Origin of the sequence: Enterococcus sp. 7E2_DIV0204 (assembly GCF_002140855.1) — a bacterium.
Taxonomy (GTDB): Bacteria; Bacillota; Bacilli; order Lactobacillales; family Enterococcaceae; genus Enterococcus_L; species Enterococcus_L lemimoniae.
In genome coordinates this window covers 466,268-479,682 of the sequence record NZ_NGKY01000001.1, presented here as the reverse complement: position 1 = coordinate 479,682, position 13,415 = coordinate 466,268, and the positions used below count along the sequence as shown (strand labels likewise).

The window sequence follows — 13,415 nt, the reverse complement described above, 5'->3', positions numbered from 1 at the left end:
TTATCTAGCTACGTGGGCTAGTCTCTATGAAAAAAGATAAAATATGCTTGTGACAAAAAGCGTCACAACCCTATTTCCCTATTTTTCTACGAGCCTGAATGAGCCCACTGCACTTTTATTGTTATCTAGCTTCGAGAGCTAGCCTTTCGGGAAAAAGATAAATTATAAATGAGGTAAAGAACACCTCAGTTATAATTTCCTATTTTCCTGTCAAGGCTGAATGAGCTCTTTCAGCTTTTAAATTTAGGAGGACGAGATTAAATGATTACATTAAAATCACCAAGAGAAATTGAAATGATGGATGAGTCTGGAGAGTTATTGGCAGATGTTCACCGTCATTTACGTACATTTATTAAACCTGGCGTGACAAGTTGGGATATTGAAGTATTTGTGAGAGACTTTATTGAAAGTCATGGCGGCATTGCTGCCCAAATTGGTTTTGAGGACTATAAATATGCTACTTGCTGCAGTATCAACGATGAAATTTGTCATGGATTTCCTCGGAAAAAACCATTAAAAGATGGTGATTTGATCAAAGTAGATATGTGTATTGATTTAAAAGGAGCTGTTTCAGATTCTTGCTGGGCTTATGTTGTAGGAAACTCAACACCTGAATTAGACCATTTAATGGAAGTAACCAGAAAAGCGTTGTACTTAGGGATCGAACAAGCACAAGTCGGTAATCGCATTGGTGATATTGGTCATGCGATCCAAACCTATGTTGAAAGTGAAAATTTATCTGTTGTAAGAGATTTTGTAGGACATGGCATTGGTCCGACGATTCATGAGAGTCCAGTTATTCCTCACTATGGTGAAGCAGGTAAAGGGTTGCGCTTAAAAGAAGGAATGGTTATTACGATCGAGCCGATGGTCAATACTGGAACTTGGCGTATGAAAATGGATCCAAATGGCTGGACAGCGTATACTTTAGACGGGGGACTCAGTTGTCAATTTGAACATACGTTGGCAATTACGAAAGAGGGTCCGAAAATTTTGACTTCTCAAGGAGAAGAGTTGACATACTAATGAACTTAAATTAGAGGAGAATTTTATGAAACTAGTGAACAAAGTAAAGAGTAACAAGAACCTGATGCGTTTCATAGAAACGACACAAAATCGAATGGTCGATTCGGAAATAGGTAATACATCTGTTGTGGTGGCTTACTATTTACTTTTGTCCTTGTTTCCTCTATTGATTGCGGTAGGAAATCTCCTACCGTATTTACATATTGATCCAAATGATGTTCTGCCTTATATCGCAGAAGCGATCCCAGAGGCTATTTTCAATGATTTAAAGCCGGCGATTCAGTCATTACTAACACAACGATCTGGCAGTTTGCTTTCTATTTCTGCTTTAGCAGCTTTGTGGAGTGCCAGTCAAAGTATTAATGCTTTACAAACTGCAATGAACAAGGCTTTTGGTGTTGAGCAGCGAAAAAACTTTATTATTGTCCGCTTAATGTCGTTGTTCGTTATTCTCTTATTTTTGACAGCAATTGTAGGTGTAGTTGGTGTCTTAGGATTAGGTAAAACGATTTTAGACTTACTACAACCGATTTTTCATTTTTCCACTGATTTTATTGATACTTTCCAAGCATTAAAGTGGCCGATAACCTCGTTGGTTCTTTTAGTGATCATGTGCTTGATTTATCGGGTTGTTCCCAATGCTAAGCTGTCCTTTCGTTCCATCGTGCCTGGTGCTGTATTTGCAACTGTAGGCTGGATGTTGTTATCTCAAGTGTTTGGACTCTATATTACGTATTTCAGTTCAAAGATCGCTAGTTATCAAATTATAGGAAGCTTTATCATCTTGATGCTATGGCTGAATTTTGCAGCTACGATCATTATTTTAGGTGGTATTATCAATGCTGTTGTCAAAGAATATCTGTCAAATGAAAAAATCCAGCATCGCTATGGATTGATTAATCGTTTAGTTGATAAAATAAAAGAAAAGTTAAAGAAATAGCTCGATTGCTTTTGGTTCAGATAAATGAGTAGGAACACAGGCTTTTCCTAAGCTGTGGAAACACCTGTTCCAACTTGTAAATGTGGAATGATTCGGTATAATATACGATGTACATTAAGAAAGTAGGTTCAGCATGTCGATGTTTATTTATGAAATTTTTATTCGTCTATTTCTGACGTTTATTTTATCGCTGATTGTAACGCCAATTATTAAATTATTGGCTTTTAGAATAGGCGCCTATGATGCTCCAGGTGAAAGAAGAGTAAATACTAAAATCATGCCGACAGCAGGTGGTCTAAGCATTTATTTTGTCTTTGCCTTTTCTTGTTTAGTTATGTTTCAGTCGATTATACCAGTTGATTATATCTGGCCAATTATTTTAGGTGCGGGGATTGTAGTTGCAACAGGTTTGATCGATGATATTTACGAATTGTCGCCAAAGAAAAAAACACTAGGGATTCTGTTAGGGGCTTTAGTCATTTATTTTGTAGCAGATATTCGGATCGATGCTGTAACTTTGCCGTTTTTTGGACATATTGATTTACGCTGGCTTAGTTTGCCACTGACACTATTTTGGATTTTGGCTATTACAAATGCCATCAATCTGATCGATGGTTTAGATGGACTTGCATCTGGTGTTTCAATCATCAGTTTAACAACGATCGGTGTGATCGGCTACTTTTTCCTTCATGCTAAAACAGTTTATATTCCGATTGTGATTTTTATCTTAGTTGCTAGCATTGCGGGATTTTTTCCGTATAATTTTTATCCAGCTAAAGTTTTTCTGGGGGATACAGGAGCATTGTTTTTAGGCTTTATGATTGCGGTGATGTCCTTACAAGGATTGAAAAATGCGACATTTATCACGGTTATTACACCAATGATTATTTTAGGTGTACCAATTACGGATACAGTCTATGCGATTATTCGTCGACTAATGAATAAACGTCCGATTTCATCCGCTGATAAGATGCATTTACATCATCGATTGTTGTCACTTGGCTTTACACATAAAGGTGCAGTCATGACAATTTACGGTTTGGCATTAGTTTTTTCATTTGTCGCATTGTTATTTAGCTATGCAAGTAATGTTGCTTCGATTCTACTGATTGTTTTTAGTGCGATTGGGCTGGAATTGTTTATTGAAATGATTGGTTTAGTTGGAGAAAATCATCAGCCGTTGATGTATATTTTGCGGATGTTTGGCAATCGAGAGTTTCGTCATCAACAGTTAGAAAAAAGATTAGGAAAACACTCTAAGAAAAAGTAAATAAATTGTAAGAATCTTTGCTGGTTTTTTAAGCTGTGCTATAATTTATTTATTAGGTAAACGGAAAAAGCGGAGTAAGACTCAGTAAGTTTTGCTCCGCTTTCCTAGAATTCAAATAAAAAGTTGATGCATAGAATGTTTCTCTGTTAGAAAACATTTTTGATAGCTAAACGCATAGGTGAAGGAAGCTAGTCTAAAATCACTGGCTGAATTTATCTTATTTCAAACGAGGTGCAAAAATATGAATGATAGAATAACAATTTCTATTGTTACTCACAATAGCCGTCATATTTTTGATGTGCTTGATAATTTAAAACTCGAACTCGGCCTAGAGTCAATTTATGATATACATATATTTGATAATGCTTCTGAACAAGAGTATATAAACCAACTTGAACTGTATGGTTCGTTTATTACCATGCATAAATCAGAAGAAAATAAAGGCTTTGGCTACGGTCATAATCAGATACTAAAAATGGTTGATACACAGTATGCTGTTATTTTTAACCCAGATGTTTTGCTTACAAAAGAGGCGTTGGATAAGATGCTTCAGCGAATACAAGAAGAGCCACTTGCCGCAGTCTGTCCCAAAGTATTGAACTCAGATGGAACGACTCAATACTTAGTCCGTCAGAAATTAGACGTATTTGATTACATGTTGCGTTTTGTTCCATTTCAATCGGTCAAAAAGCTATTTGACAAACGGCTGAGGTATTATGAATGTCGTGACTTACCAGACGATCAAACTTCTTATATTAAAATGGGGTCCGGTTGCTTTATGGTCATTGATATCGATAAATTTAAACAAATCGGTGGTTTTGACGAGCGATTCTTCATGTATTTTGAAGACAATGATCTTTGTTTGAGTTTTGGAAAAGTAGGGTATAAAATTTTGTATACTCCTTTTGAAACTGTAACGCACTTGTATGAAAAAGGTGCACATAAAAACAAAAAATTATTTAAGATATTTATGCAATCGATGATCAAGTTTTTCAACAAATGGGGTTGGAGGTTTTTTTAGTGGAGAATAAGTTGGTGATTACAATTGTTTTATATCAGACTGAATTCTCTCAGACTCCAAGTTACGGTCTTATCAAAAAAGCAATGACTGAAAATGAGTCGGTCTACCTATTCATTTATGATAATAGTCCTGAACCGCAAGTTAATGAATTATTTCAGCATGCTCAGGTACGGTATATCCATGATGCAACAAATCCTGGCTTGGCACAGGCTTATAATGCTGGCAACCAGTTTTTAAGTCAGGTTCAAGGCGATCTTTTATTACTGCTTGATCAAGATACATTATTGGATGATCGTTATCTTGCCGCGCTCTTAACCTTGACCTTGGATGAAGCGATTGCTGCTTATGTTCCACTGGTTTTCGCTCAGGCTAGACAAATTTCGCCTGTCTTTTCAGAAGACTATATCGGACGTCATTCTGAGTTGCCTAAAGCTGGCATCTACTCACAAGAGATTATGAGCATTAATTCTGGAACCGCGTTGCCTAAAACAGTCTTAAAAAGCATTGGTTCATTTAATCAAGAGTTTCCTTTAGATTTTTTAGATCATTGGCTTTTTTGGAAAATTTGTCAATTGAATAAAAAAATTTGTGTCTTAGATCATCACTTAGAACATGAGCTATCAGTTTTTAATTATGAAACACTCAGTAGTGAAAGATATGAATCGATTATTCGAGCCGAAAGTCTTTTTTATCAAAAATATGATCAAAATAAATTTTATATTCACAGAAGACATTTGTTGCTAAGATCGGTGAAACAATTTTTTCTTGTTAAGAATCGGAACATTTGGCGACGTACGTTTTTAGAGTATCGATTACTAATGAAAGGAAAATAAATGATCTCAATTTGTATAGCAACATATAATGGAGAAAAATATTTAGAAGAGCAACTTGCCAGTATTTTACCTCAAATGACTGCTTCTGATGAACTGATCATCTCTGATGACGGTTCTAAGGATGAGACAATGACTATCATCAATCGCTATACAGCGCAAGATGAACGAATCAAATTTTTTAAAGGTCCCGGCAAAGGTGTGATTGCTAATTTTGAGTTTGCAATTAATCAAAGTCAGGGAGACATTATCTTTTTGGCTGATCAAGATGATGTTTGGTTGCCAGAAAAAGTCCAGACAACCTTGAGTTTTTTTGCTTCTAACCCTAAAATCGATTTGGTTATTAGTGATTTAGTGATTGTTGATGAACAATTACAAGTCATTGAACCCTCTTACTTTGAGTATCGAAAGGTGACATTAGGCTTTCTTCACAACATCGTGAAAAATAAATATATTGGCGCAGGGATGGCTTTTCGTGGCAGTCTTAAATCAAGAATTTTGCCTATACCAGCTAAAGTGCCTATGCATGATATGTGGATCGGTTTAATTGCAGCCTATAAAAATAAAAGTGCTTTGATTCCGCAAACACTTACGTTGTATCGCAGGCATAACAACAATGCGAGTGAAATCAATACAAAAGCTAGCTTTTTTCAACAATTGAAATGGCGCTGTGCAATTAGCTATGTTCTATTCAAAAGAATTTTTTTTAATTCATAGAAAATGGCTATTTTACAGTTTTGTAAAATATTCTTAAAATGAATGACAATCGTTGCTAATAATGCAATAATAGCAATTAGTAATGTTAGTAAATGACAATAAAAAATAGTATAAGGAGTTTTTTTCATGAAAGGGATCATCTTAGCTGGAGGAAGTGGAACCAGATTATATCCGTTAACGAAAGCAACATCAAAACAATTAATGCCTATCTATGATAAACCAATGATTTACTATCCAATGTCGACATTGATGTTAGCAGGTATCAAGGAAATTCTAATTATTTCTACACCCGATGACACACCTCGTTTTGAAAGTTTATTTGGGGACGGAAAAGATCTTGGAATTCATATTGAATATGCTGTACAAGAAAGTCCAGACGGATTAGCGCAAGCATTTATTATTGGCGAAGAGTTTATTGGTGATGATAGTGTGTGTCTTGTTTTAGGTGACAATATTTATTATGGCGGGGGACTGTCTAATATGTTACAACGTGCTGCCGCAAAAGAAAGCGGAGCAACCGTTTTCGGGTACCACGTGAATGATCCAGAACGATTTGGTGTGGTTGAATTTGACAGCAATATGCAAGCTCTTTCTATTGAAGAAAAACCAGAAAAGCCAAAATCAAATTATGCGGTAACTGGATTGTATTTTTATGATAACGATGTGATCGAAATCGCAAAAAATATCAAACCATCTGATCGTGGCGAATTAGAAATTACGGATGTTAATAAAGTCTACTTAGAAAAAAATAAATTATCAGTTGAACTAATGGGCAGAGGCTTTGCTTGGTTAGATACTGGTACCCATGAATCGCTTTTAGAAGCATCGACTTTTATTGAGACGATTGAGAAGCGACAAAATTTAAAAGTAGCTTGTTTAGAAGAAATCGCTTATAGAATGAGCTATATCACAAAAAATCAGTTGATAGAATTAGCACAGCCATTAAAGAAAAATGGTTATGGACAATACTTATTAAGATTGGCAGAAACAGACTAGGAGCGAAGACAGAATGAAAGTAATCGACACAAAATTACAAGACGTTAAAATTATTGAAATGGATGTATTCGGTGATCACCGTGGCTTCTTTACGGAAAGCTATTCAAAAGAAAAATTTGCCGAGCAAGGCTTGAGTTTTGATTTTGTACAAGATAATCATTCTCTTTCAAGTGAAGCTGGCGTATTACGCGGTTTACATTTCCAAAAAGGGGAAGCCGCTCAAACGAAGTTAATTCGTGTTGTAACCGGGGCAGTATTAGACGTGATCGTAGATATCCGCAAAGGGAGTCCGACTTATGGTCAATGGGAAGGCTACATTTTATCAGAACACAACCATCGTCAATTACTGGTGCCTAAAGGATATGCACATGGTTTTGTAACATTGACACCGAATGTTAATTTTATGTATAAATGTGACAATTACTATAATGCAGCTGCAGATGGCGGGATTGCCTTTGATGATCCTGATTTGTCGATTGATTGGCCGATCGATATCCAAAAAGCAATTACGTCTGAAAAAGATAAAAATCACCCGACATTGAAAGAATTTGAAGCAGAGAATTCTTTTATTTATGGTGAAATCTAAAAAAATCTAGGAGAGATCTTGAAGATGAAAAACATCATTGTTACTGGTGGAGCTGGATTTATCGGCTCAAACTTTGTTCATTATGTAGTAAACAACCATCCAGAAGTCCATGTGACGGTATTAGATAAATTAACTTATGCAGGAAATGAAAAAAATCTTGAAGGACTACCAGCTGATCGTGTTGAATTAGTTGTAGGTGACATTGCTGATGCTGAGTTAGTTGATCGATTAGTGAAGAAGACAGATGCAGTTGTTCATTATGCGGCAGAATCACATAACGACAACTCATTGAATGATCCATTTCCCTTTGTACAAACGAATATCATTGGAACCTACACGCTAATCGAAGCGTGCCGTAAAAATGATGTGCGGTACCATCATGTTTCGACTGATGAAGTTTATGGTGATTTACCTTTAAGAGAAGATCTACCAGGACATGGTGAAGGTGCAGGTGAAAAATTTACTGCTGAAACGCCTTATAATCCATCAAGTCCATACTCTTCAACAAAAGCAGGCTCGGATTTATTGGTTAAAGCTTGGGGACGTTCATTTGGCCTACAAGCAACAATTTCTAACTGTTCTAACAATTATGGACCTTACCAACATATTGAAAAATTCATTCCACGTCAAATTACCAATATTTTGAGCGGAATCACACCTAAATTATATGGTGCTGGTAAAAATGTTAGAGACTGGATTCATACAAATGATCATTCATCTGCTGTTTGGACGATTCTGACAAAAGGAAAAATCGGTGAAACCTACTTGATTGGTGCCGATGGAGAAGAAGATAACAAAGCAGTAATGGAATTGATTTTAGAGCTAATGGGTCAACCAAAAGATGCGTACGAACATGTAAACGATCGTCCAGGACACGATTTACGCTATGCAATAGATTCTTCAAAATTACGAGAAGAATTAGGCTGGACGCCTGAGTTTACTAATTTCCGTGATGGCTTAGCGGATACGATCGAATGGTATACAGAAAATTCAGACTGGTGGAAAGCGGATAAAGAAGCTGTTGAAGCCAACTATGCGAAGAACGGTCAATAATCGCTATCCTATTTCGAGAATATCTTACATCTGATTTTAACCGAGTGTGATTAAAATAGTGACTTGTTGAGCGTGGAACAAAACTAAAAAATGGTTTTGCTCCACGCTCTAAATACGAATTGATAACAGGCTGAAAGAATAAAGTTCTTGCTGTTTGCTTATCAAAGGAGGAAATAAAATGATACTTTTAACTGGCGGTAATGGACAATTAGGAACGGAACTACGTCATTTGTTAGATGAACAGGGAACAAAATACGTTTCCACTGATTCAAAAGAACTAGATATTACAAATGCAGAAAAAACAATGGCTTATATTACGAAGTTAAAACCGACAGTAATCTACCATTGTGCGGCGTACACTGCTGTGGATAAGGCAGAAGATGAAGGAAAAGAATTAGACGAGAAAATCAACGTAGAAGGTACGCGCAACGTAGCACTTGCAGCAAAAGCAGTAGATGCAACGTTAGTGTATATTAGTACAGATTATGTTTTTGATGGTACGAAAAAAGATGAGATGTATAAAACAGATGATCAAACGAATCCACAAAATGAATATGGTCGTACTAAACTATTGGGTGAGCAAATTGTTCAGGAAATCATGGAGAAATATTATATTATCCGTACTTCTTGGGTATTTGGCCAATATGGACATAACTTTGTCTTTACAATGCAAAAACTAGCTGAAACACGCGATCAATTAACGGTTGTCGATGATCAATTTGGTCGACCGACTTGGACTAGAACCTTAGCTGAATTTATGGTGTTTGTTATAAAAGAAAAAGTTTCTTATGGTATTTATCATCTATCTAATGATAATAGCTGTAATTGGTATGAGTTTGCAAAAGAAATTTTAAAAGATACTGAGGTTGAAATTTTACCAGTGGATTCAAGTAAATTCCCTCAAAAGGCAACTCGACCTAAATATTCTGTGATGGATCTTAGTAAGACAAAAGCGCTAGGTTTTGATATTCCGACTTGGGAAAAAGCGCTGGACGAAATGTTGATCAGTACAAAAAAATAGGAGGAAAAAAGTGTTGGTTTGTGGAGCAAAATTTACAGGATGGTTCAAGGTAATTTTTAAACAAAGATGGAAATATTTAGTGGCACTACTTATAATTTTTACAGTTTTTACATTGTATTTTTTTCAATTTTCAAGTGTGCCTAAAAAGATACTTTTATTGACAGGTTTGCTTAGCCTGCTTAGTATTTTATTGATTGGGAAAAATTTAGCCAAAAGTACGTTTTGGATTATTATACTGATGGGATCGTTATTTACGTTTATCACTCCCGTTTTAGATACACCTGATGAACACGCACATTTTTCACGAGCAGTGTATCTTTCAGAGGGACATTTTGGCATGAGTGATAAGGCTGATCAACTGAAAATCTCTAAAGATTTTCGAGTTGTTTTAGACCGTATACATCAAAACTATCACAATGATTTAAAGAAAGAGCAACATACAACGAAACAAAATGAAGAAACGATTATTTCACTTACAGCAACGTATTCGTTTATCAGTTACATACCACAAGCTATTGGTTGGTTGCTAGGAAAGTTGCTGAATATCAATCTGTATTGGAGTTTTTATTTAGGTAGATTACTTAATTTGATTGTTTACGCAATTTTGTCTTATTTTGCTATCAAAAATGTAAAAAAGTTCAAGGTGCCGATGGCGGTTGTCACAATGCTGCCAATGACAGTTTATCTTGCAGCCTCGTATAATCAAGATGGTGTTTCGTATGGGTTGGTTTTCTTAGCCATGTCACTATTTATTAATTTTATTACAGCTGAAACGAAAATTGCAGCGAAAGAAATTGGTTTGTTTGTAGTATTATGTGGTATTTTAGCTACTTGTAAATTACCTTATGTGATGCTAGCGGGGATTTTGATTTTTATCAAACCGAGTCAATACAAAAATAGAAAAACGTATTTCATAGCTTTAGGAGCGGTAATTATAGCAGCAATGATAGCCTTGCTTTGGTATTATTACTATACGACATTTACGCCAGCAAACAGGATTCCAGAAAAAGATCCGACGGAACAACTTAAATTTATGGTACACAATGTTCCAACAGCAATCAAACTAATGTTTTCTGGAATAATCGATTCAATTAGTAAGTATCTTGAATTGTTTACATTCGGTTGGTTTTCTTATGGATCACCACATATTGCATTTATGTATTTGGTTTATATAGGCGGACTATTTGTTTTTTATCCATTAGAGATAAAAGCTAAAAATTACTTGAATTCTTTAGGCACCGCAGTGGTTATGGTAGGGATTATTTTTGCCATTAATTTAAGTCAATACTTGACTTGGACACCAGTGGGACTAGGAACAGTAGAAGGCGTACAAGGACGATATTACATTGGTTTATTGGTTCTATTACCGATCTTTGTGAATAGTTCAAAACTTTTTTATCCTCAAACGGAATTGAGTGAACAAAGAGCGTTAATGAAAAAGTCAGAATGTGCACAGAACATTTGGGTTGTATCTATAGCAACGTATTTCTTATTGACAATGATATTACTCACTTTAGGAAATTATTATCAAGGCTAATTATAAAGGAGTAAGATGAATTGAAAATATTATTAATTATACCTGCATACAATGAAGAAGAGAATATTTTGAATACGATTAGATCGATTGAAGTTTTTAAAGGACATCATAGTCAGAATTATTCTTATACGATTGATTATGTTGTGATTAACGATGGCTCGACAGATAAAACCCAAGCCATTTTAGATGAGAATCAAATTAATTCAGTTCATTTGGTTGTGAATCTGGGCATTGGTGGTGCTGTCCAAACTGGATATAGATATGCAAAGGAAAATGACTATGATATTGCAGTCCAATTTGATGGTGATGGGCAGCATGATATCAATAGTTTAGATTGTGTTGTACAGCCGATTTTGAAAAAAGAAGCTGATTTTGTGATTGGTTCAAGGTTTTTACCAGACGAAAAAGCAGATTTTCAAACGACGTTTATGCGACGTGTTGGAATCAAGATTCTTTCTTTTTTAATTTATCTATCTTCTAGGAAAAAAATCTATGATGTGACTTCTGGATACAGAGCTTGTAATAAAGAAATCATTGCTTATTTTTCAAAAAAATATCCGACAAGCTATCCAGAACCAGAATCAACGGTTCATCTATTGAAGAAGAAATTTAAGATTAAAGAAGTAGCTGTTAATATGATGGAGCGCTCTGGTGGTCAATCTTCGATTCGTTCGTTTACTTCAGTTAAATATATGATTGAAGTAAGTATCGCCATCATTGTTTCAGGTTTTATGAGGGAGGGAGATTAATGAGTCCGATATTAAGAATTGAGATGTTGATTTTCTCGTTGTTCTTTTTTGTGTACATCATTCGGTCAATCAATAAAAATATCTTTCTACTGAAAAATGCGATTAGATGGTTGTTTATCTCTGCTGGATTAGTGATCTTTGCTATTTTTCCAAAATTGCCAGAATGGTTAGCTACCCAGTTAGGTTTTGAAACAACCTCTAATTTTTTATTATTTGCAGCGATTTTCGTGCTGTTGTTTATTGAAATCAAAAACTCTGCTTTGTTGTCAAAGCAACAAAATCAAATAAAATTGTTAATTCAAGAACTTTCAATTTTGAAAGATAAAAAGGAGAAAAAATAATGTTCTTATTCTTAATATATGTCGTTTTATCAACTTCAGGTTTGATACTAGTTAAATTAGGTTCTCAAGCAAATACGATTCAAATCACGAATGCTGTTTTTTCTTTTTCAATGTCTTTTACAACGATTATCGGTTTTTTATGTTATATGCTTAGTTTTGTTTTATGGATGGTCATAATTAGCAAATCAGAAGTATCTTATATCGTTCCAATGGGCGTTGCTTTTACGAATATTGCTGTTTTAGTAGGGTCAAAATTGATTCTACAAGAACAAGTTTCACTTGGAACTGTGATTGGCACTGGGGTCATTATTTTAGGGATCGTTATTATCCAGTTAGCAAAATAATTCCTTGTAAAATCGGCATTTACTCCTTAAATCTTAAGAAAATACTTACATAACTTGAAAAAAGAGCATATATTATTTAAACTAGTAATGTTATGCAGCTTATTTTTAGTAGAAATAAAAATGCAATGGAAATAGGAAAGGAACAGAATCAATGATACGAGAAACACTATCTATTTTTAAAAATATTTTTGAAAATAAAAAACTGTTATTACAGTTTTCATTTAACGATTTTAAATCAAAATATGCAGGGTCTGCACTAGGGATCGTTTGGGCTTTCATAACACCGTTAGTGACGGTATTGACTTACTGGTTTGTTTTTTCGCAAATACGACAACAAGGGGCTAACGAAAAATATCCTTTTATCGTATATCTCGTGACAGGGTTGATTCCATGGTTCTTTTTCTCAGACTCATTGTTATCAGCAACAAACGTTTTTAGAGAGTATAGCTATCTTGTAAAAAAAGTAGTGTTTAATGTGCAGATTTTGCCAACATCAAAGATTCTTTCAAACTTATATACACATTTATTTTTTATTATGATTGGTTTTGGTATTACCTCGTTAAGTGGTATTTACCCCGCATTACAAAGTTTTCAGTTGATTTATTATCTGTTCTGTCTGATTATTTTCTTGACAGGTGTGACCTGGCTTACTTCATCTACACAACCATTTTTGCCAGATATCATGCAATTTATCAATGTAGCAATGCAAACGATCATGTGGACTCTACCCATTTTATGGCAGCCTTCAGGTTGGATCGAAAAAGTATTGAAATTGAACCCACTGTATTACATTATTCAAGGCTATCGTGATTCATTTACTGGTGGCGCTTGGTTCTGGGAACATTGGCAGTATGGCTTATATTTCTGGAGCTTTACAATCGTTCTTTTATTAATTGGTTCAACTGTATTTAGACGTTTGAAACCACATTTTTCTGATGTACTATAACATAGCACTGAAATGAAATTAAATGTGGATTGATAAGC

15 protein-coding genes are annotated in these 13,415 nt (G+C 35.0%); all 15 read left to right on the top strand.

Annotation, left to right across the window (positions count from 1 at the left end; genetic code table 11):
• The first annotated feature begins 261 nt into the window (after positions 1–261).
• The 15 genes from map to A5819_RS02215 all read left to right on the top strand — a co-directional run bounded on the left by map (position 262) and on the right by A5819_RS02215 (position 13,377).
• A complete protein-coding gene (map, locus tag A5819_RS02285) occupies positions 262–1,026 on the top strand; it encodes a type I methionyl aminopeptidase (RefSeq protein ID WP_086280294.1) in 765 nt (254 codons plus the stop codon).
• Between the two features lie 25 nt (positions 1,027–1,051).
• Positions 1,052–1,966, top strand: a complete 915-nt coding sequence (locus tag A5819_RS02280; protein WP_086280297.1) for a YihY/virulence factor BrkB family protein — start codon at positions 1,052–1,054, stop codon at positions 1,964–1,966.
• A gap of 133 nt (positions 1,967–2,099) precedes the next feature.
• Positions 2,100–3,236, top strand: a complete 1,137-nt coding sequence (locus tag A5819_RS02275) for a glycosyltransferase family 4 protein (protein WP_086280300.1) — start codon at positions 2,100–2,102, stop codon at positions 3,234–3,236.
• A gap of 241 nt (positions 3,237–3,477) precedes the next feature.
• On the top strand, positions 3,478–4,257 hold the full coding sequence (locus tag A5819_RS02270) for a glycosyltransferase family 2 protein (protein WP_086280303.1): 780 nt from the start codon (positions 3,478–3,480) through the stop codon (positions 4,255–4,257).
• Complete coding sequence (locus tag A5819_RS02265; RefSeq protein WP_086280308.1) at positions 4,257–5,090, top strand: glycosyltransferase; 834 nt, start codon at positions 4,257–4,259, stop codon at positions 5,088–5,090. Before A5819_RS02270 ends, A5819_RS02265 begins: the two co-directional genes overlap by 1 nt.
• Positions 5,091–5,804, top strand: coding sequence for a glycosyltransferase family 2 protein (locus tag A5819_RS02260; protein WP_086280311.1), 714 nt, complete (start codon positions 5,091–5,093; stop codon positions 5,802–5,804).
• A 126-nt stretch (positions 5,805–5,930) separates the two neighbouring features.
• Positions 5,931–6,800 carry a glucose-1-phosphate thymidylyltransferase RfbA gene (rfbA, locus tag A5819_RS02255; RefSeq protein ID WP_086280314.1) on the top strand — a complete coding sequence of 290 codons (870 nt, stop codon included), beginning with the start codon at positions 5,931–5,933 and terminating at the stop codon, positions 6,798–6,800.
• A gap of 13 nt (positions 6,801–6,813) precedes the next feature.
• Positions 6,814–7,386, top strand: a complete 573-nt coding sequence (gene rfbC / locus A5819_RS02250; RefSeq protein WP_086280317.1) for a dTDP-4-dehydrorhamnose 3,5-epimerase — start codon at positions 6,814–6,816, stop codon at positions 7,384–7,386.
• A 24-nt stretch (positions 7,387–7,410) separates the two neighbouring features.
• The gene (gene rfbB, locus A5819_RS02245; RefSeq protein ID WP_086280320.1) at positions 7,411–8,439 is read left to right on the top strand and encodes a dTDP-glucose 4,6-dehydratase; all 1,029 of its coding nucleotides are present in this window, start codon (positions 7,411–7,413) and stop codon (positions 8,437–8,439) included.
• A 178-nt stretch (positions 8,440–8,617) separates the two neighbouring features.
• Positions 8,618–9,460, top strand: coding sequence for a dTDP-4-dehydrorhamnose reductase (gene rfbD, locus A5819_RS02240; protein ID WP_086280323.1), 843 nt, complete (start codon positions 8,618–8,620; stop codon positions 9,458–9,460).
• A 10-nt stretch (positions 9,461–9,470) separates the two neighbouring features.
• Positions 9,471–10,997, top strand: a complete 1,527-nt coding sequence (locus A5819_RS02235; RefSeq protein ID WP_086280327.1) for a DUF2142 domain-containing protein — start codon at positions 9,471–9,473, stop codon at positions 10,995–10,997.
• 20 nt (positions 10,998–11,017) lie between these two features.
• A complete protein-coding gene (locus A5819_RS02230) occupies positions 11,018–11,746 on the top strand; it encodes a glycosyltransferase family 2 protein (RefSeq protein ID WP_086280330.1) in 729 nt (242 codons plus the stop codon).
• Positions 11,746–12,087, top strand: a complete 342-nt coding sequence (locus tag A5819_RS02225; RefSeq protein ID WP_086280333.1) for a DUF2304 domain-containing protein — start codon at positions 11,746–11,748, stop codon at positions 12,085–12,087. The genes A5819_RS02230 and A5819_RS02225 overlap by 1 nt, the downstream gene beginning before the upstream one ends.
• Entirely contained in the window at positions 12,087–12,431 is a 345-nt protein-coding gene (locus tag A5819_RS02220; protein WP_086280336.1) for a hypothetical protein, read from the top strand. The genes A5819_RS02225 and A5819_RS02220 overlap by 1 nt, the downstream gene beginning before the upstream one ends.
• A 151-nt stretch (positions 12,432–12,582) precedes the next feature.
• A complete protein-coding gene (locus tag A5819_RS02215; RefSeq protein ID WP_086280337.1) occupies positions 12,583–13,377 on the top strand; it encodes an ABC transporter permease in 795 nt (264 codons plus the stop codon).
• Positions 13,378–13,415: the final 38 nt, after the last annotated feature.